A 16,497-nucleotide genomic window follows, 5' to 3' on the forward strand; every position below is an offset into this window, starting at 1 on the left:
TTCGCATGACCGAATTTCCCAACATGCATCGCCGCGCCGCGCGCAAGAGGGCCGAGCCTCGTCCAGCCGTCATGATCGATGGCAAGCCAGCGCCGAAACCGCTGTCCGACGGGCTCGTGCTTGCCTGGAGCATTGCTGCTTCGCTGGAGGGTGCGCATTTCCGCTGCCAGCGGCGCGAGTGCCGCATCGCCGGGCGCTGTTGCTCGGCTTCAGGGGTGAGCAAGGGTGCGCTGTGCGATGTGCCTTTGCCGGCCAGCGCCGACAATCTGGTGATCGGCATGATCCTCTTCGCGCACAGGCTGGCGAACGGGAAGCGGTGAGGAGCGCCGGCGTCTTCTCCCCCCTCGAGGGGGAGATGGCGCAAAGCGCCAGAGGGGGTCGTTCATGCAGCACTCGGCGCAAAGGAAGGTCGAGCACTGCCGCAGCGACCCCACCCGGCCCTTCGGGCCACCCTCCCCTCAAGGGGGAGGGGACGCAGCGCTACCCCACATCCAGCACGATCTTGCCGATATGCTCGCCTTCCTCCATGCGCTCGTGAGCGCGCCAGGCGTCGGTCAGGGGGAATATCATGTCCATCACCGGGGCGACGCGGCGGCTGGCGAGAAGCGGCCAGACCTGCGCTTCCAGCCCGGCGGCGATCTGCGCCTTCACCTCGATCGGACGGGGCCGCATGGTCGAGCCGGTATGGGTAAGCCGCTTGACCATCAGCTTGGAGAAGTCGGTGCTCGCCACCGCTCCACCCTGCGTGGCGATCTGGACGATACGGCCTTCGATCGCGGCTGCGCTGTAATTGCGGGCGACGTAATCGCCGCCAACCATGTCGAGGATGACGTTTGCGCCGCGCCCTTCGGTCGCTTCCTTGACCGCCTCAACGAAATCCTCCTCGCGGTAGTTCACCGCGCGGTCGGCGCCGAGCTTCAGGCAGGCTTCGCATTTCTCGGCGCTGCCGGCGGTGGTGATGACATAGGCGCCGAAGGCCGAGGCGAGCTGGATCGCCGTCGTGCCGATGCCCGAGGAGCCGCCATGCACCAGCAGCGTCTCGCCGGCCTTCAGCCCGCCACGCTCGAACACATTGTGCCAGACGGTGAAGAAGGTTTCGGGCAGGGCGGCTGCTTCCGAGAAGGTGAAGCCGGCCGGCACCGGCAGTGTGTTGGTTTCGTGAACCTTGGCGTATTCGGCATAGCCGCCGCCGGGCGTCAGCGCGCAGACCCTGTCGCCGACGCGCCAGCGCGTCACGCCTTCGCCAAGGGCTGCCACTTCGCCCGCCACTTCGAGGCCCGGAAGATCGGAGGCGCCGGGCGGCGGCGGATAGGCGCCCTTGCGCTGCTGCACGTCGGGCCGGTTGACGCCGGCGGCCTTGACGCGGATCAGGATCTCGCCGGCTTCCGGCCTGGGTACGTCGCGCCTTTCGGCTTTCAGCACCAGCGGGCCGCCGGGCGTCGAAATCGCCACTGCCGTCATCTTGTCCGGAATTGCCGCCTTGCTTGCCATTTTTATCTCCCTTCCCACTGGTGTGGTGTCGGCCTACATTCTTGCCCGTCCTTATGGAGCGTGTCGCCACGACAGGCAAACAGCGATCGGGCGGCGAAAGGCTTCCAATTCGTCGCGACTGCCCTAAGCTCTTGTTCCGACGTCCTATCCCGCCGGCAAAATCCGGGCTTTCGGGATCGGACAACAAGGAGACGAGACCATGGCGATCTTCGAGGACGAGCCGAAAATACCCGCAAGCGCCCATGTCATCGGGCAGGATCTTTCGCTGCTGTCGGTGTCGGAACTGTCAGAGCGAATCAGTCTGCTCCAGGCCGAGATCGTGCGGCTGGAGGCCGAACTGAAGACGAAGGACGCCACCAAGAATGCAGCGGAGGCGCTGTTTCGGCTGAAATAGTCGAAAGATGTCGTAAGCGCGCCGTCGAAAAACCCGATTATCGGTATTTTCAGGCAGCGGAAACCAAAGCCGGGGAGACGCATGTTCGCAGCCTACAGACCGATTCTCTCGCTCCTGCGCGGCACGGCCTTTCTGCTGGCGGCCTCGGGACTTCACGGTCTGCTCCTGCCATTGCGCGGGCAGGAAGAAGGTTTTTCGACCGCTGCCCTCGGCCTGATGGGCACTGCCTGGGCTGGTGGTTTCGTCGCCGGCTGCTTCTTTGCGCCGCGGCTTGTGCGGCGGGCCGGGCATGTGCGGGCCTTCGGGGCGTTCGCCGCTTCGGGCGCGATCGTTGCGCTGCTCACCGGGCTGATGATCGACGAATATATCTGGATCCTGCTGCGCGCCTTCACCGGCTTCACCATGGCCGGCGCCTTCATGGTCATCGAAAGCTGGCTCAACGAAAAGGCCACCAACGAGAATCGCGGCACCGTCTTCGGCCTCTATATGATGGTCACCTACGCCTCGATCATGGCCGGCCAGATGATCGTCGCCTTCGGCGACGTCAAATCGGCCTCGCTGTTCATGGTCGCGGGCATTTTCTTCTGCCTGTCGCTGATCCCGACCGCCGTCTCGACAGCCTCGACGCCGCTGCCCTTGCAGGATGTGTCGCTCGATCTGAAGGGACTTTACGCCAATTCGCCGGTGTCCTGCGTCGGCTGTTTTCTCACCGGCGTCGCCAACGGCGCCTGGGGCACGCTGGGTGCCGTCTATGGCGCGCGCATCGGCATTTCCACGCCCGAGATCGCGCTGATGATGAGCCTTGTCGTGGTTGCCGGGGCGGCCATGCAGCTGCCGATGGGCCGCATCTCCGACAGAACCGACCGCCGTTTCGTGCTGGCGGCGGCCGCATTCATTTCGGCGATCGTCGGCGTGCTGACCTTCCTCACCGGGCCCCGCACGGGCGTGCTGGTCATCACCATGACGGCGGCCTATGGCGCGTTTGCCTACACGCTCTATTCGCTGGCGGTCGCGCATGCCAACGACCACGCCCGCCCGGAGGATTTCGTAAAAGTGTCTGGCGGGCTTCTGCTGCTCTACGGCTTCGGCACGATGATCGGCCCGATCATAGGTGCGGCGCTGATGGGCTATCTCAGCCCGGAAAGCCTGTTCCTAGCCACAGCGCTCGCGCATTTCTCGCTCGCCGGCTACACGCTGCTGCGCATCAGCCGCCGCGCGCCGGTGCCGGTGGAGGATCGCGAGGCCTTCAAGACGCTGCCGTCCGAGCGCGGCGTGACCCCGGAAGCCGGCCGGCTCGACCCGCGCACGCCGCCAGAACCGGCGGAATAACAAGGCGGTTGAGATTGGCGGCAGATTGCCGCACAAATAGGGAATGATCCTTTCCGATGCGTTCCTGGCCATTGCGGATCCCAACCGGCGCCACCTCCTGGAGGAGTTGCGGCGCGGTCCCAAGACGGTCGGCGAACTGGCGTCCGGATTGCCCGTCTCCCGCCCCGCCGTCTCCCAGCATCTGAAGGTCCTGCTCGACGCCGGCCTGGTCAACGCAACGGCCGAAGGCACAAGGCGGGTCTATGCCGTCAGCGCCGGCGGCTTCCTCCAGCTTAATGTCTGGCTCGATCAGTTCTGGGAAGCCTGACGCGGAGCCGTTGCTTCGGCCTGTGAATAACGGGTTGTGAATAGCGGGGAAATCTCAGCCCTGGATCCTCACCGGTCCAACAGCATTAAGCGTCTTTCGGAGGCTCCAAACAAACAGAGCGGCCGTGCTTCCATCTGGTCGCAGGCCGCTCCGTATTTCTGACAGGGTAAAAAAAACCTACTGACCCGGCGGCTAACCGCGCCGCCGGCGGAAGAACGCGCAGAGCGCGCGTCTATGCAAAACTGATTTTAGTGGGTGGTCGGGTTTGCCTTCAGTTTTTCAATCTCGTCCTTGAGTGCCAGCTTGCGCCGCTTCAGATTCACGATTTCGAGGTCGTCCACCGATGGATGGTTCAGCGCTGTGTCGATTTCGCGCTCGATGTCGCCGTGCTTCCGCTGCAACTCTTCAAGATGGTTGGCAAGAGACATGATTGGAGCTCCCTTTCATGGTTTCCTCGATTGCGCGCCACAGACGGTTCCTCCGCAGGTCCCGTACTGTGACGGCACGATGACAGTCTGCCACCAGATGATCTGGATGTCGAATGTGGCGTGGTAGCATTTCCTGAAAGATTGAAATGTGGTATGGGCTTCGCGCCGGGGGGAATTCCACGTCCGGCCTTGCCTCTGGGTGCTTTCGGGCACCCGAAATTTTGCAGACGGTGGACATGTCAGATCAGGAACAGACCGAGATTCGTCTCGAGTTTGCAAAGCTAAAGCAGGAGCACGCCGATTTCGACGCGGCGATCAACGCGATGATTGCGATGGCTTGTGATCCGCTGCAAATTCAGCGCATGAAAAAGAAGAAGCTGCTGCTGAAAGACCGGCTGTCGAAGCTGGAAGACAAAATGATTCCGGACATCATCGCCTAGCGGCAGCGCCGCCGCTTCTCGTCGCAAGACTTCTTGCGGGACGCCGTTCATTTCGCTAATCGGCTGGCAGCAATTTCTATCGTGCCTGTTTCCAGCAAAGCAGAGGCCAGAGATTTGAGCACAGCGCGCGCCGACGTCGCCATCATCATGGGAAGCCAGTCCGACTGGGCGACAATGCGTCACGCCGCCGAGACGCTGGAAGCGCTCGGCATTGCGCATGACACGCGCATCGTGTCGGCACACCGCACGCCGCAGCGGCTCTACGATTTCGCCAAGGGCGCCAAGGCCGAAGGCTTCAAGATCGTGATTGCAGGCGCTGGGGGTGCCGCGCATCTTCCTGGCATGACGGCAGCTTTGACATCGCTGCCGGTATTCGGCGTGCCGGTCGAATCGAAGGCGCTGTCGGGGCAGGATTCGCTTCTGTCGATCGTGCAGATGCCGGCCGGCATACCGGTCGGAACCTTGGCCATCGGCAAGTCCGGCGCAGTCAACGCAGCCTTGCTGGCTGCCGCTGTGCTTGCCCTTTTTGATGAAAAGCTCGCAGAGCGCCTGGATGCCTGGCGCGCCGAGCAGACCGCCAAGGTCGCGGACCATCCCATGGACGACGCATGAGCGAACCTCTGCCCGCCGGCTCGACGATCGGCATCATCGGCGGCGGCCAGCTCGGTCGCATGCTGGCGATGGCTGCCGCCCGCCTCGGCTATCGCACGGTGATCCTCGAACCGCAGGCCGATTGTCCGGCATCGCAGGTGGCCAACAGCCAGATCGTTGCTGCCTATGACGATAGTGCCGCCCTTGCCGAACTTGCCCGCGCAAGTGCGGTCGTGACCTATGAGTTCGAAAACGTGCCGGTGTCCGCCGCCGAGCTTCTTGCGCGTTCGGTGCCGGTCTATCCGCCGGCCCGCGCCCTCGAGGTCTCGCAGGACCGCGTGGTGGAGAAAAGCTTTCTCAACGGCATCGGCATTCCAACCGCCGACTTTCGCGCCATCGACAGTGACGAAGACCTTGGCGCGGCGCTCGAAGCCTTCGGCGGTGCCGGCGTGTTGAAGACCCGCCGCATGGGCTATGACGGCAAGGGCCAGCGCCTGTTCCGCAACACCCCGCCGGCTGGCGCCGACGGCGCTTATACCGCCATGGGCGGAGTGCCGCTGATCCTGGAAGCCTTCGTGAGTTTCGACCGCGAGATTTCCGTTATTGCGGCGCGCGGCCGTGACGGGGCGCTTTCGGCCTATGACCCCGCCGAGAACGTCCACAGCAGCGGCATCCTGCACAGCTCGACCGTGCCGGCGACGATCTCGGCGCAGACCGCCCGGAGTGCCACCGAAGCCGCCTTCGCCATTCTCGAGGCGCTCGACTATGTCGGGGTCATCGGCGTCGAATTCTTCGTGCTTCCCAATGGCTCGCTGCTCGTCAACGAGATCGCGCCGCGCGTCCACAATTCGGGCCACTGGACGGAAGCTGCCTGCGCCAACTCGCAGTTCGAGCAGCATATCCGTGCGATCGCCGGGCTGCCGCTCGGCGCGGCCACGCGACATTCGGATTGCGTGATGGAAAATCTCATCGGCGACGAGGTCGAGCGCGCTGAGAGCCTGCTCGCCGAGCCGGAAGTGGTTCTGCATCTCTACGGCAAAGCGGAAGCCCGCCCTGGCCGGAAGATGGGTCATTTCACCCGGCTGAAGCGCTAATTTGACGGACAAGTGGCTGCCGGAGGTTGACATCGGCAAACACTCTCGTCTAAGAGCCAGCTACAAATTTGAGGCGCGCTGTTGGCGCGCTTTTTGATTAGGCCTTCGGGCCGCATTCGACAGGCAAGACCATGAAGATCAAGAACTCGCTCAAGGCCCTGAAAGGCCGCCATCGCGACAACCAGCTGGTTCGCCGCAAGGGCCGCATCTACATCATCAACAAGACTGCCCCGCGCTACAAGGCTCGCCAGGGCTGAGTGACCGACCCCGAAAGCAAAGCTTTTCGGGGGTGACCGGTTCAAGGCCCAGGCCTTCACGCGAAATTCAGTTTGACGTTCCGATGCGAGGGGATAGATTCTCTCGCATGCGGAATTTTTTTGCGTTTTTTCTCACCTTTGCTTTGGCCGGCGCTTTCGTGCCGGCGGTTTACGCACAACAGACAGGACCGGCGACAAGCACGCAGGTGACCGCCAAGCCCGATCGGCTGGATGCGCTATTCGGCGATCTGAAGCGCGAGCGAAACGAGCGGGCGGCCCAGCGTATCGCGCAGCGCATCCGCGAGGAATGGAACAGGTCCGGCAGTGCCTCCATCGACCTGATGATGCAGTGGTCGCAAAAGGCGATGGGAGATCAGAAGTTCGATGTCGCGCTCGATTTCCTCGATCAGGTCGTGACGCTCGACCCCTCTTACGCCGAGGGCTGGAACCGCCGCGCGACCGTGCATTTCATGATGCAGAACTTCGGCAAGTCGATGTCGGACATCAACCAGACCCTGCGGCTGGAGCCGCGCCATTTCGGGGCGCTGGCCGGCATGGCGCAGATCATGAAGGAGAGGGGCAACAAGCAGCTGGCGCTCAATGCCTGGCAGCGCGTGCTCGATATCTATCCGATGATGCGCAGCGCCCAGAACGAAGTCTCCACGCTTTCGGAAGAGCTAGCCGGTGAAGGCATCTGATGCATCGGCCCGCCGGCGATGCTGATTTTCCGGTGCCTATTTTCCACGCCGCCCGTCGACCGTCCCTGAAATGAACCTGCTCTACGCCGCCGCTGCCTTTCTGCTTGCGCTTCTTTTGATAATGGTCGGCGTGACGCGCATGGGCTCGTGGCTGATCGAACGCCGCAACCCGCCGGTCGGAAGTTTCATCGATATCGACGGCGCGCGCATCCACTATGTCCGCGTCCCGCCGGGTGCGAATGCCGATCTTCCGCCGATCGTGTTCATCCATGGCGCCAGCGCCAATCTGAACGATCAGATGGTGCCGCTGCGGCCGCTGCTCGAAGGCCGTGCCGAGATGCTGTTCTTCGACCGGCCCGGCCATGGCTGGTCAAGCCGAGGGCCGGGAAACAACGAGAACCCTAGCGCGCAGGCTGCCACGATCGCAAAGCTGATGGACCGGCTTGGCATCAGGCAAGCGATCATCGTCGGCCATTCCTTCGGCGGTGCAGCCACCACGGCACTCGGCCTCGAACATCCTGAAAAAACGCGCGGCCTGGTATTCCTTTCGGCGGCTACCCATCCGTGGCCGGGCGGGGCGACGTCCTGGTATTACAGCCTGACGTCGGTTCCGGTGATCGGCCGGCTGTTTGCCGAAACCGTCACCACGCCCGCCGGGCTGATGCAGCTTGATGGTGCCACGGCCTGCGTCTTTGCGCCCAACAAGGTGCCGGACGATTATGCGAAGAGGGCGTCGATTCCGCTGGTGCTGCGTCCGAGCGCCTTCCGCGCCAATGCCATCGATGTCGAGGGCCTCTATCGCTACGCCCTGGCGACCGCACCGCTCTATCGCGAGATCAAAGCGCCGACTGTCGTGGTCTCGGGGGACCGCGATACGGTGGTTTACGAGGAAATCCATTCCGTCGGGCTCGCCCGCGATATTCCGAACTCGGAACTCTTATGGGTCCATAATCTCGGCCACAAGCCGGACTGGATCGCGCCGGACCTTGTCGTCGCGGCTATCGAAAAACTTGCCGGCAAGCCTGTCGATCTGCAGGCCACCGCGCGAGCCGTAGAGGCGCGCATCGCCGGTGACGCCTATGGCGCGGGCTGCATCGACGAGACGGTTATGGACGGTGAACTCGCGCCGGAATGAAAAGCTGGCTGACAACTCGCCCTGCCGATCCGAATGGCCGGCAGGGCGGAGTTAGCGGGCCTCAAGCGCCGCCGCGGCCTTCCGCGCCGATATAGGCGATGCGCAGCATGTTGGTGGCGCCCGGCGTACGCAGCGGCACGCCCGCCGTGATGATGACGCGGTCGCCCGGTCTGCCGAAATTTTCCTCGAAGGCGATGCGGCAGGCGCGATCGACCATGTCGTCGAGGTCGAAGGCATCTTCGGTGACGACGCAATGCGTGCCCCACACCAGTGATAGCCGGCGCGCGGTTTCGACGACTGGCGAGAGCGCGATGATCGGCACTTGCGGCCGTTCACGCGCGGCGCGCAGGCCGGTCGTTCCGGAAGCTGTGTAGGTGATGATTGCCGAAAGCTTCAGCGTTTCCGCGATCTGGCGCGAAGCCAGCGAAATGGCGTCGGCGCCGGTCGCTTCGGGCTCGGAACGCTGCGCATTGATGATGCCGGGATAGGTGGGGTCCTGCTCGACCCGCTCGGCGATGCGGTTCATCATCGACACGGCTTCAACCGGATATTCGCCCGCCGCAGATTCGGCCGACAGCATGATCGCATCTGCGCCTTCGAATACGGCGATCGACACGTCGGAGACTTCGGCGCGAGTTGGCACCGGGGCTGAGATCATCGATTCCAGCATCTGGGTGGCGACAACCACGGGCTTGCCGGCGCGGCGCGCGGCGCGCGTGATCTGCTTCTGGATGCCGGGCACGGATTCGAGCGGCATTTCCACACCGAGGTCGCCACGCGCCACCATCAGCGCGTCGGAGAGTTCGATGATCTCGGCGAGCCGCGCCACGGCCTGCGGCTTTTCGATCTTCGACATCAGGAGAGCGCGGCCGCGAGCAATCTTGCGCGCCTCGGCAAGATCCTCGGGCCGCTGGATAAAGGACAGCGCGACCCAGTCGACGCCGGTCGCCAGGACCGCGTCGAGATCAGCGCGGTCCTTCTCGGTCAGCGCGCCGACCGGCAATTCGGTGTCAGGCAGGCTGACGCCCTTGCGGTCCGAGATGCCTTTGCCGGCAATCACGGTGCAGACGATGGATTTTCCATCGCATTTGACTGCCTTCAGTTCCAGCTTGCCGTCGTCGATCAGCAGGCGATGTCCGGGCTGGACCGAGGCAAGGATTTCAGGATGCGGCAGGTGGACGCGCTTGGCGTCGCCCGGTGCCGGGTTGTCGTCGAGCGTGAATTCCTGGCCGAGCTCAAGCGTTTCCTTGCCGTTGGCGAATTTGCCGACACGAAGCTTCGGCCCCTGCAGGTCGGCCAGAATGCCGATCGGCCGGCCAAGTTCGGTCTCTACCGCGCGAATGCGGCGGACGAGTTCGCGCATGAGCGGGTGGTCAGTGTGGCTCATATTGATGCGGAAGACATCCGCGCCTGCCTCGAAAAGCTTTCGGATCATCTCCTCGGAAGAGGAGGCCGGTCCGATCGTTGCGAGGATTTTTACCTTGCGGCTACGTCTCATGGAGAATTCGTTCCCGTGACGGCTGCTGCGCCGCCCGTTGCGGGCTCGTCGGTCAGCTGGACCATCCAGCTTGCCTGCTCGCCCGTATCATATTCCTGGAAGCCCGCGCGCTGGAACCCGCGGGCGACGCAATCGGTCACGCCCGCAATCTTGAATTCCTTTTCAGCGACGCACATGTTGATTGGACCGTCCCAGCGCCCACCGCGCTCGGCGTCTTCTGCATAAAGATAGTAAAACCGTGATGACAAAGGACCCTCGATCAGGGTCTTGCAGGTCGAACCTTCGATATGCCACCAGCCTTCGGTGACCCATCCGGCCTTGGCGCGATAGCCGATGCCCACGCCGATCAGGCTCTGCGTGGCGTTGCAGACCCGGAAATCGGCGTGCGCATCGCTTGCGGTGGCAATTGAAAAAATAGGAATTGCGAGGAAAAGAAGCAGCGCCGTCCATGCAGAACGCATGCGCGATGCCCCGGCGAAATCCATCCTCGAACCCCTCTTGTCTGCTGTCAGCATTGTCGGATGCCCCTTTTCGGAAAAGTCCGTGCGCATGTCAACGCGCCCAAGCACGTCAATCCAATCGATTTAAGTGGCTTCATGTCGCATCCTTGATCGCTCTCGCATGATTTCTGCCAGAACATTGACCAAACAACGACATTGCACCCAGCCTAACTTCATGAAATGACGGGCCTATCCCCATCAACACCGGCAGACGGGACGTTTGCAAGCCCATGACGCGATCCGCAGTTTTTGCCCCCTATGAAATCATCGAGGGAGACCGCAAACGCGGCATCGTCCTGCTTGGCGACCATGCAAAACGTGCTTTGCCCGACGAATATGGTGATCTTGGCCTGCCGCCCGCCGAATTCCAGCGTCATATCGCCTATGACATCGGCGTCGAGCAGGTCACGCGCAAGCTGGCGACCCTTCTCGGCGCGCCGGCGGTGCTGGCAAACTTCTCGCGGCTGCTGATCGATCCCAATCGCGGCGAGGACGACCCGACACTGATTCGCCAGCTCTATGACGGCACCGTCGTGCCCGGAAACTATCCGATGACGCCGGAGGAGCGGGAACGCCGGCTCGATAATTATTATCGGCCCTATCATGACGCGGTCGGCGCCATGGTTTCCTCCGTCGCGCGGGAATCCGGCAAGGCGCCCTTCCTGTTTTCGGTGCATTCCTTCACGCCCGTGATGCAGGGCTATGTCCGGCCCTGGCATGTCGGCCTCTTGTGGGACAGCGACGACCGGGCCATTCGTCCGTTGATCGAGCTTCTTGCCGAGGACGGCACCCTGACTGTCGGCGACAACGAGCCTTATGACGGCGCGCTGCGCGGCGACACCATGTTCAAGCATGCCATCGTCAACGGCTATGCCCATGCGCTGATCGAGATCCGCCAGGACCTGATCGCGGACGATGCCACCGCCGAAGATTGGGCAATCCGGCTCGCGCCGATCGTTGACGCGGTCAATGCGCGCCCCGATATACATGAGGTCAAGCTATTCGGCTCGCGCACGGGGCCAGTATGAAGGAACCTTCCATGACCGATCTCAGCGAAGACCAGAAACGCGATTTCGAAGCCGCCGCCTTTCGCCGGCTGGTCGAGCATCTGCGCGAGCGCGGCGACGTCCAGAACATCGACCTGATGAACCTGGCCGGTTTCTGCCGCAACTGCCTGTCCAACTGGTATCGCGAGGCGGCCGAGGCGGAAGGGGTAGCCCTCTCCAAGGACGCATCGCGCGAAATCGTCTATGGCATGCCCTATGCCGAGTGGCAGGCGCTGCACCAGACCGAGGCGTCGGAAGCCAAGAAGGCCGAATTCGAAGCGCGCCGGCCGAAAGACCACTAGATCGCCGTGCGTCCATTCGGACGCACGAAGGACGATCCAGCACTTGGCGTGAGCATCGGAATATTCCGAAAACCGGATTCCGCTTTTCGGTGCGATGCTCTGACGTTCAACTTTGGCAACAGCGACGATACGCTGCTTTTTCCGCCCTTGACCCCTCAGGCTGGGTAAGGCAATCGAACGCGACCCATCCGCGGCCCGAGTCGCCGCCTTTCATTCGGAGCAGGAAAAATGGCCGACGACATCACCGAAACCAGCCAGACCGTTGCCGCGGGCCAGCTGCGCGCCTTCATCGAGCGCGTCGAGCGTCTCGAGGAAGAGAAGCAGACCATCGCAGACGACATCAAGGACGTCTTCGCCGAGATGAAGGGCACGGGTTTCGACACCAAGGCCGTGCGCACCATCATCCGCCTGCGCAAGAAGGACCAGGCCGAGCGGCAGGAAGAAGAAGCGATCCTCGACCTCTACAAGGCCGCCCTCGGCATGGAGTGAACAATCTCGCCCGCCCGGCTCAGCGGTGAAACGCAGCCGGGAGCGGGACGATGGAAGAATCAGACTTCAGCCGCCTCCGGGCGGCTGAATTTCGACATCGGGTCCGGATGCGGAACCCGCTTGATAAAACTTGAGGGCGCTCGAGCGGGAAATTGTGAAACCCGGCTTTGCTTCCATCCTGAACATGGGTAGAAAGTTGCATGCCGAAATTCAACCGCCGCAAGATACTGGTAATGGCCGCGACAAGCGCCGCGTCGACCGCGCTGGCCGCTTGCACGAGTGGTCCTCCGCGCCAAGGGGGATCGTTTGTCCAAACCACGGAACCTCTACCGCAGCCGCTGCCACAGCCCGTCGTCAGTCCCAGCTTCGGCGATCCTCGCATGATGTATGCCGCCATGTCCGACGACGGTCATGACATTCCTGCCGTGCCTTTCGAAAAGATTAACCCGAAATTCTATCGACAGGTCGTGCCGGACCCGACCGGAGAGCAGCCGGGAACCGTCGTCGTCGACACGGCAAACCATTTCCTCTTTCTCGTCGGCAATATGGGGCAAGCAATCCGATATGGTGTCGGTCTCGGCCGCCAGGGTTTTGAGTGGTCGGGCCAGGGGGTGATCCAGTGGAAGCAGAAATGGCCACGCTGGTTCCCGCCCAACGAAATGATCGACCGCCAACCCGAGCTGGAAAAATATCGAGCCCGGCAGATACCACGCACGAACGATTGGGAGGGCGGCATGGAGGGCGGCGTCAGCAACCCGCTCGGCGCCCGCGCGCTCTACATCTTCCAGGACGGCAAGGATACGCTCTATCGCCTCCACGGCTCTCCGGAATGGTCGTCGATCGGCAAGTCGGTCTCGTCGGGATGCGTACGGCTAATGCACCAGGACATCATCGATCTTTATGACCGGGTTCCCGATGGCACGCCTATTGTTGTCACCGGCGGGTTGTCGTCGGCAGTCTAGCCCAACCGTTCTGCCAGTCTCGGTCGATCACACGGGTTCGACAGATATCCTTGATCCTGTGCTTCGATCGGGCCAGCGCGCCACACCTGGCCTTGCAGGCGTTGAGGGAGCGGCGAGCGATGGAAGAATTTGACTTCGGCCCCCGCCGGGCGGCTGAGTTCCGGCATCGGGCCTTCTGGGCGCTGTTCGAGGAGCGGCACCCCGAGGAAAAGTCTCGCCGGGCGCGGCACGGACCATGGTTCTGGCAGCGCGGGCTGGCCGAGTTCGGTCTCGTCATCACGATGTATGTGGCGCCGGAGCCCAATCTCGTCGGCGTTTTCTTCGGCCGCAACGAGAAGCTTGGCGCGGTCGATGCCCAAGCACGGCTGAAGCCTTTCCAGGCCATTATCGAGAAGCGGCTGAAGATCAGGCCCGAGCAGCGTTTCGACGGCACAAGCCTGGGCTGCACATGGCGGGTGAATTGCTTTGCCGAGGACAACTGGCCGGCCATGGCCGACTGGCTGGTGACCGAGGCCTCGCGGTTCGAGCGTGTCGTGACCGAACTGCTCAGCGAGCGCTAAACCTCAACCAAGCAGCACTTCACGCAGCACAACGGCGTCATTGTGCGTTTCGTCGCGGGCGGAATAGACCAGCGTCACCACGCCGGTCGTAGCCAGTTCGCGCAGATGCTCGAGTTGTTCGCGATGCGTTTCGAGTTCCGCAATGTATCGCCGGCGGAATTCCTGCCACTTTGCCGGATCGTGCCCGAACCATTTTCGTAGCTCGGTGCTGGGTGCGATCTCCTTTATCCACTGGTCCAGCTTCGCGTCCGCCTTGCTAACGCCGCGAGGCCAGAGCCGGTCGACCAGGATGCGGATGCCGTCATCGGCGGACGGCGGCTCGTAGGCCCGCTTGAGCCTGATCCTGTCCGCCGCGATCTTGCCGGCCATGCCTCAAGCAGGCTGGAAGTTCAGCGCCACGCCGTTGATGCAATAGCGCAGGCCGGTCGGTGGCGGACCGTCCTCGAAGACATGGCCGAGATGGCTGCCGCAGCGCGCGCAATGGCATTCGGTGCGCACCATGCCGTAGCTGCGGTCGACGGTTGTTTCCACCGAACCCTCGACCGGGTCGTTGAAGCTCGGCCAGCCGGTGCCGCTCTCGAATTTCAGCTTCGATTCAAACAGGGGCTGGTCGCAGCCGGCGCAGGTAAAAGTGCCGGCTCGCTTCTCGTAAAGCAGGGCGCAGCTTCCCGGCCGCTCGGTGCCGTGGCCGCGCATGACCGCATATTGTTCCGGTGTCAGCAAAGCGCGCCATTCTGCGTCGGTGCGGGTGACGGGATAAGTGTGGGTGTCCATGAGGCCGCCTCCAGGGAAGTTTTGTTCCGGCCGAATGTAAGACCGAAAGTCGAGTTTACCAAGTGCATCCTCAATGCTTCCTCGACAGCTCCCTGGTCGCGCTTTCGAGGCCGGAGAGCGTCAGCGGATACATGCGACCGGAAAAAATGTCGCCGATCATCTTGATAGAATGGGTGTAGCTCCAGTGCTTTTCGCGCGTCGGGTTGATCCAGATGGCGTTCGGCCATTGTGCGATGACGCGCTGCAGCCAGAGCGCGCCGGGCTCGGGGTTCCAGTGCTCGACGGAACCGCCGGCATAGGCGATCTCGTAGGGGCTCATCGAGGCGTCGCCGACGAAGATGACCTTGTAGTCGTGGCCATATTTGTGGAGCACGTCGTGGGTCGGGATGACCTCGGAATGGCGGCGGCGATTGTCCTTCCAGACGCCCTCATAGAGGCAGTTGTGGAAGTAAAAATATTCGAGCTGGCGGAATTCAGCACGCGAGGCTGAAAACAGCTCCTCCACCACCTTGATGTGGTCGTCCATCGAGCCGCCTACATCGAAGAACATCAAGAGCTTGACCGCGTTGCGCCGTTCCGGCCGGGTCTGGACGTCGAGATAGCCGTGCTCGGCGGTGGCGTGGATGGTGCCGAGCAGATCGAATTCCTCCTCCGCACCTTCGCGCACCCAGCGCCGCAGGCGCTTCAGCGCGACCTTGATGTTGCGGGTACCGAGTTCGACGGAATCGTCGAAATTCTTGAACTCGCGTTTGTCCCACACCTTCACCGCGCGGCGGTGGCGGCTTTCGTTCTGGCCGATGCGCACGCCTTCGGGATTGTAGCCATAGGCGCCGAAGGGCGAGGTGCCGGCGGTGCCGATCCATTTCGAGCCGCCCTGATGCCGGCCCTTCTGCTCTTCGAGGCGCTTCTTCAGCGTCTCCATCAGCTTTTCGAAGCCACCCAGCGCCTCGACCAGCTTTTTCTCGTCGTCGCTCAGGTGCTTTTCGGCAAGCCGCCGCAGCCATTCCTCGGGCAGGTTCTCGACATCGATTGCGCCTTCGCCGGCCAGCGCCTCGACACCCCTGAAGACATGGGCAAAGACCTGGTCGAAGCGGTCGATATGGCGCTCGTCCTTCACCAGTGCGGCGCGGGCGAGGTAGTAAAAGCCTTCGACATCGTAGTCGACCAGCCCCGCTTCCAGCCCTTCGAGCAGGGACAGATATTCCCGCAGGGACACGGGGACTTTGGCGGCTTTGAGCTCTAGAAAGAAGGGAATGAACATGGCTTGCTTCATGCCTCCTTGAGGGGCGATCGGGCAAGGGTCAACATGCGGGCAGCCCATAGGCCTGCGAACATTGCGGGCAGGAATACCAGCGCTCCGGGTGCGGCCAGACCAAGTGCTGTCAGCGCCGGCCCCGGACAGAAACCTCCAAGCCCCCAGCCAATGCCGAAGATCGCAGCGCCGGAAAGCAGGCGCGCATCCACATCCTTTGCCGTGGGCAGCCGGAACGCACTCGCCAGCAGCGGGCGGTCACGCTTCAGCACGACGCGGTAGCCGAGGAAAGCGACAAGCACCGCACCTATCATCACGAAGGCGAGCGACGGGTCCCACGTGCCGGCCAGATCGAGGAAATTGAGCACCTTGGCGGGGTCGGACATGCCCGAGACGACAAGGCCGATGCCGAAGAGCAGGCCGAGAAGCAAATTGACGACGAAGGTCATGGGGCTCAGCCTCCAACCATGTGACGCACGACGAAGACCGTGACGAAGGCGGTGGCCATGAAGGTGACCGTAGCGACGATCGAGCGTGTCGAGAGACGCGATATGCCGCAGACGGCGTGCCCGCTGGTGCAGCCGCCGCCGAGGTTTGCGCCGAAGCCGACCAGCAAGCCGGCGATGGCCATGAGGGGCAGGTTCGATGAAACCGTCTGCAGGACGGGCTGGCCAGTCAAGGCCATCACGACGAAGGGAGCACAGACGAGGCCCGCCACGAAAGCGAGCGCCGACAGGGTGCCTGTGCCATCCCGATAGGGCGGCAGCAGGCGCGCGGCTATGCCGCTGATCCCGGCGATCCGGCCATCCAGAGCCATCAAGAGCACGGCGGAAAGGCCGATCAGGGCACCGCCGATCAATGAAGCGAACGGCGTGAATTCAGTCATGGATACCTCCGATGGAGCCGATGGGCTTGCGTGGCCACGCGGCGGTCGATGCTACAGCAAATCG

At 62.9% G+C, this 16,497-nt stretch carries 24 protein-coding genes; 15 read left to right on the forward strand and 9 right to left on the reverse strand.

The features are described 5' to 3' along the window. Positions 1 to 5 precede the first annotated feature (5 nt). Entirely contained in the window at positions 6 to 320 is a 315-nt protein-coding gene (locus tag BM413_RS01410; protein ID WP_091909370.1) for a hypothetical protein, read from the forward strand. A 160-nt stretch (positions 321 to 480) separates the two neighbouring features. Here the strand turns inward: BM413_RS01410 and BM413_RS01415 are convergent, their stop codons facing one another. Further along, a complete protein-coding gene (locus tag BM413_RS01415) occupies positions 481 to 1,491 on the reverse strand; it encodes an NAD(P)H-quinone oxidoreductase (protein ID WP_091909373.1) in 1,011 nt (336 codons plus the stop codon). 199 nt (positions 1,492 to 1,690) lie between these two features. Between BM413_RS01415 and BM413_RS01420 the strand changes: the two genes are divergently transcribed. The 3 genes from BM413_RS01420 to BM413_RS01430 all read left to right on the forward strand — a co-directional run bounded on the left by BM413_RS01420 (position 1,691) and on the right by BM413_RS01430 (position 3,521). Then, positions 1,691 to 1,885 (forward strand): DUF1192 domain-containing protein, encoded by a 195-nt coding sequence (locus tag BM413_RS01420; protein ID WP_091909376.1) that lies wholly within the window; start codon positions 1,691 to 1,693, stop codon positions 1,883 to 1,885. A gap of 81 nt (positions 1,886 to 1,966) precedes the next feature. Beyond that, positions 1,967 to 3,214 carry an MFS transporter gene (locus tag BM413_RS01425; protein ID WP_091909379.1) on the forward strand — a complete coding sequence of 416 codons (1,248 nt, stop codon included), beginning with the start codon at positions 1,967 to 1,969 and terminating at the stop codon, positions 3,212 to 3,214. A gap of 43 nt (positions 3,215 to 3,257) precedes the next feature. Beyond that, a complete protein-coding gene (locus tag BM413_RS01430; protein WP_091909381.1) occupies positions 3,258 to 3,521 on the forward strand; it encodes an ArsR/SmtB family transcription factor in 264 nt (87 codons plus the stop codon). A gap of 248 nt (positions 3,522 to 3,769) precedes the next feature. Here the strand turns inward: BM413_RS01430 and BM413_RS01435 are convergent, their stop codons facing one another. Further along, the gene (locus tag BM413_RS01435) at positions 3,770 to 3,949 is read right to left on the reverse strand and encodes a YdcH family protein (RefSeq protein WP_091909384.1); all 180 of its coding nucleotides are present in this window, start codon (positions 3,947 to 3,949) and stop codon (positions 3,770 to 3,772) included. Between the two features lie 236 nt (positions 3,950 to 4,185). Here BM413_RS01435 and BM413_RS01440 point away from each other — a divergent pair, with 236 nt between their 5' ends. The 6 genes from BM413_RS01440 (at position 4,186) to BM413_RS01465 (ending at position 8,164) form a co-directional block, all read left to right on the forward strand. Next, positions 4,186 to 4,389, forward strand: a complete 204-nt coding sequence (locus tag BM413_RS01440) for a DUF465 domain-containing protein (protein WP_091909387.1) — start codon at positions 4,186 to 4,188, stop codon at positions 4,387 to 4,389. A 114-nt stretch (positions 4,390 to 4,503) separates the two neighbouring features. Beyond that, positions 4,504 to 5,001, forward strand: a complete 498-nt coding sequence (gene purE, locus BM413_RS01445; RefSeq protein WP_091909390.1) for a 5-(carboxyamino)imidazole ribonucleotide mutase — start codon at positions 4,504 to 4,506, stop codon at positions 4,999 to 5,001. Beyond that, positions 4,998 to 6,074 carry a 5-(carboxyamino)imidazole ribonucleotide synthase gene (locus BM413_RS01450; RefSeq protein WP_091909392.1) on the forward strand — a complete coding sequence of 359 codons (1,077 nt, stop codon included), beginning with the start codon at positions 4,998 to 5,000 and terminating at the stop codon, positions 6,072 to 6,074. Before purE ends, BM413_RS01450 begins: the two co-directional genes overlap by 4 nt. Positions 6,075 to 6,205: 131 nt before the next feature. Then, on the forward strand, positions 6,206 to 6,331 hold the full coding sequence (gene ykgO / locus BM413_RS01455; protein WP_008834857.1) for a type B 50S ribosomal protein L36: 126 nt from the start codon (positions 6,206 to 6,208) through the stop codon (positions 6,329 to 6,331). A gap of 107 nt (positions 6,332 to 6,438) precedes the next feature. Then, positions 6,439 to 7,029 carry a tetratricopeptide repeat protein gene (locus BM413_RS01460; RefSeq protein ID WP_091909395.1) on the forward strand — a complete coding sequence of 197 codons (591 nt, stop codon included), beginning with the start codon at positions 6,439 to 6,441 and terminating at the stop codon, positions 7,027 to 7,029. A gap of 70 nt (positions 7,030 to 7,099) precedes the next feature. Next, positions 7,100 to 8,164: an alpha/beta fold hydrolase gene (locus tag BM413_RS01465; protein ID WP_091909398.1), complete on the forward strand. Its 1,065-nt coding sequence runs from the start codon at positions 7,100 to 7,102 to the stop codon at positions 8,162 to 8,164. 61 nt (positions 8,165 to 8,225) lie between these two features. Here BM413_RS01465 and pyk read toward each other — a convergent pair whose 3' ends face one another. Both pyk and BM413_RS01475 read right to left on the reverse strand, forming a co-directional pair. Continuing rightward, complete coding sequence (gene pyk / locus BM413_RS01470; RefSeq protein WP_091909401.1) at positions 8,226 to 9,662, reverse strand: pyruvate kinase; 1,437 nt, start codon at positions 9,660 to 9,662, stop codon at positions 8,226 to 8,228. Beyond that, the gene (locus tag BM413_RS01475) at positions 9,659 to 10,123 is read right to left on the reverse strand and encodes a DUF1036 domain-containing protein (protein ID WP_244537709.1); all 465 of its coding nucleotides are present in this window, start codon (positions 10,121 to 10,123) and stop codon (positions 9,659 to 9,661) included. Before BM413_RS01475 ends, pyk begins: the two co-directional genes overlap by 4 nt. 269 nt (positions 10,124 to 10,392) lie before the next feature. Here BM413_RS01475 and BM413_RS01480 point away from each other — a divergent pair, with 269 nt between their 5' ends. From BM413_RS01480 to BM413_RS01500, 5 genes are all read left to right on the forward strand, one after another. After that, positions 10,393 to 11,190 carry an N-formylglutamate amidohydrolase gene (locus BM413_RS01480; protein ID WP_091909404.1) on the forward strand — a complete coding sequence of 266 codons (798 nt, stop codon included), beginning with the start codon at positions 10,393 to 10,395 and terminating at the stop codon, positions 11,188 to 11,190. A gap of 11 nt (positions 11,191 to 11,201) precedes the next feature. Continuing rightward, complete coding sequence (locus tag BM413_RS01485; RefSeq protein WP_091910257.1) at positions 11,202 to 11,510, forward strand: DUF1244 domain-containing protein; 309 nt, start codon at positions 11,202 to 11,204, stop codon at positions 11,508 to 11,510. 228 nt (positions 11,511 to 11,738) lie between these two features. Next, complete coding sequence (locus tag BM413_RS01490; protein WP_091909407.1) at positions 11,739 to 11,999, forward strand: DUF2312 domain-containing protein; 261 nt, start codon at positions 11,739 to 11,741, stop codon at positions 11,997 to 11,999. A 380-nt stretch (positions 12,000 to 12,379) separates the two neighbouring features. Continuing rightward, positions 12,380 to 12,961, forward strand: a complete 582-nt coding sequence (locus tag BM413_RS01495; protein ID WP_348272866.1) for a L,D-transpeptidase — start codon at positions 12,380 to 12,382, stop codon at positions 12,959 to 12,961. A 119-nt stretch (positions 12,962 to 13,080) separates the two neighbouring features. Next, entirely contained in the window at positions 13,081 to 13,521 is a 441-nt protein-coding gene (locus BM413_RS01500) for a hypothetical protein (protein WP_091909413.1), read from the forward strand. A 3-nt stretch (positions 13,522 to 13,524) separates the two neighbouring features. On the opposite strand, the gene BM413_RS01505 is transcribed toward BM413_RS01500, so the two are convergent. The 5 genes from BM413_RS01505 to BM413_RS01525 form a co-directional block, all read right to left on the reverse strand. After that, entirely contained in the window at positions 13,525 to 13,890 is a 366-nt protein-coding gene (locus BM413_RS01505; protein WP_091909417.1) for a DUF488 domain-containing protein, read from the reverse strand. A gap of 3 nt (positions 13,891 to 13,893) precedes the next feature. Further along, positions 13,894 to 14,295 carry a peptide-methionine (R)-S-oxide reductase MsrB gene (msrB, locus tag BM413_RS01510; RefSeq protein WP_091909420.1) on the reverse strand — a complete coding sequence of 134 codons (402 nt, stop codon included), beginning with the start codon at positions 14,293 to 14,295 and terminating at the stop codon, positions 13,894 to 13,896. Positions 14,296 to 14,365: 70 nt separating this feature from the next. Beyond that, a complete protein-coding gene (locus tag BM413_RS01515; RefSeq protein WP_091910260.1) occupies positions 14,366 to 15,556 on the reverse strand; it encodes a vWA domain-containing protein in 1,191 nt (396 codons plus the stop codon). An 8-nt stretch (positions 15,557 to 15,564) separates the two neighbouring features. After that, entirely contained in the window at positions 15,565 to 15,996 is a 432-nt protein-coding gene (locus BM413_RS01520; protein WP_091909423.1) for a DUF6691 family protein, read from the reverse strand. Between the two features lie 5 nt (positions 15,997 to 16,001). After that, positions 16,002 to 16,433 (reverse strand): YeeE/YedE family protein, encoded by a 432-nt coding sequence (locus BM413_RS01525; protein ID WP_091909426.1) that lies wholly within the window; start codon positions 16,431 to 16,433, stop codon positions 16,002 to 16,004. Positions 16,434 to 16,497 lie beyond the last annotated feature (64 nt).

The sequence above is a fragment of the Mesorhizobium sp. YR577 genome (assembly GCF_900116595.1).
Classification (GTDB): domain Bacteria; phylum Pseudomonadota; class Alphaproteobacteria; order Rhizobiales; family Rhizobiaceae; genus Mesorhizobium_M.

Excerpts from the sequence above, each read along its gene's own strand:
- BM413_RS01410 (WP_091909370.1), top strand. The coding sequence starts at position 6 with ATGACCGAATTTCCCAACATGCATCGCCGCGCCGCGCGCAAGAGGGCC.
- BM413_RS01415 (WP_091909373.1), bottom strand. The coding sequence starts at position 1,491 with ATGGCAAGCAAGGCGGCAATTCCGGACAAGATGACGGCAGTGGCGATT.
- BM413_RS01420 (WP_091909376.1), top strand. The coding sequence starts at position 1,691 with ATGGCGATCTTCGAGGACGAGCCGAAAATACCCGCAAGCGCCCATGTC.
- BM413_RS01425 (WP_091909379.1), top strand. The coding sequence starts at position 1,967 with ATGTTCGCAGCCTACAGACCGATTCTCTCGCTCCTGCGCGGCACGGCC.
- BM413_RS01430 (WP_091909381.1), top strand. The coding sequence starts at position 3,258 with ATGATCCTTTCCGATGCGTTCCTGGCCATTGCGGATCCCAACCGGCGC.
- BM413_RS01435 (WP_091909384.1), bottom strand. The coding sequence starts at position 3,949 with ATGTCTCTTGCCAACCATCTTGAAGAGTTGCAGCGGAAGCACGGCGAC.
- BM413_RS01440 (WP_091909387.1), top strand. The coding sequence starts at position 4,186 with ATGTCAGATCAGGAACAGACCGAGATTCGTCTCGAGTTTGCAAAGCTA.
- BM413_RS01450 (WP_091909392.1), top strand. The coding sequence starts at position 4,998 with ATGAGCGAACCTCTGCCCGCCGGCTCGACGATCGGCATCATCGGCGGC.
- ykgO (WP_008834857.1), top strand. The coding sequence starts at position 6,206 with ATGAAGATCAAGAACTCGCTCAAGGCCCTGAAAGGCCGCCATCGCGAC.
- BM413_RS01460 (WP_091909395.1), top strand. The coding sequence starts at position 6,439 with ATGCGGAATTTTTTTGCGTTTTTTCTCACCTTTGCTTTGGCCGGCGCT.
- BM413_RS01465 (WP_091909398.1), top strand. The coding sequence starts at position 7,100 with ATGAACCTGCTCTACGCCGCCGCTGCCTTTCTGCTTGCGCTTCTTTTG.
- pyk (WP_091909401.1), bottom strand. The coding sequence starts at position 9,662 with ATGAGACGTAGCCGCAAGGTAAAAATCCTCGCAACGATCGGACCGGCC.
- BM413_RS01475 (WP_244537709.1), bottom strand. The coding sequence starts at position 10,123 with ATGCGTTCTGCATGGACGGCGCTGCTTCTTTTCCTCGCAATTCCTATT.
- BM413_RS01480 (WP_091909404.1), top strand. The coding sequence starts at position 10,393 with ATGACGCGATCCGCAGTTTTTGCCCCCTATGAAATCATCGAGGGAGAC.
- BM413_RS01485 (WP_091910257.1), top strand. The coding sequence starts at position 11,202 with ATGACCGATCTCAGCGAAGACCAGAAACGCGATTTCGAAGCCGCCGCC.
- BM413_RS01490 (WP_091909407.1), top strand. The coding sequence starts at position 11,739 with ATGGCCGACGACATCACCGAAACCAGCCAGACCGTTGCCGCGGGCCAG.
- BM413_RS01495 (WP_348272866.1), top strand. The coding sequence starts at position 12,380 with ATGATGTATGCCGCCATGTCCGACGACGGTCATGACATTCCTGCCGTG.
- BM413_RS01500 (WP_091909413.1), top strand. The coding sequence starts at position 13,081 with ATGGAAGAATTTGACTTCGGCCCCCGCCGGGCGGCTGAGTTCCGGCAT.
- BM413_RS01505 (WP_091909417.1), bottom strand. The coding sequence starts at position 13,890 with ATGGCCGGCAAGATCGCGGCGGACAGGATCAGGCTCAAGCGGGCCTAC.
- msrB (WP_091909420.1), bottom strand. The coding sequence starts at position 14,295 with ATGGACACCCACACTTATCCCGTCACCCGCACCGACGCAGAATGGCGC.
- BM413_RS01515 (WP_091910260.1), bottom strand. The coding sequence starts at position 15,556 with ATGTTCATTCCCTTCTTTCTAGAGCTCAAAGCCGCCAAAGTCCCCGTG.
- BM413_RS01520 (WP_091909423.1), bottom strand. The coding sequence starts at position 15,996 with ATGACCTTCGTCGTCAATTTGCTTCTCGGCCTGCTCTTCGGCATCGGC.
- BM413_RS01525 (WP_091909426.1), bottom strand. The coding sequence starts at position 16,433 with ATGACTGAATTCACGCCGTTCGCTTCATTGATCGGCGGTGCCCTGATC.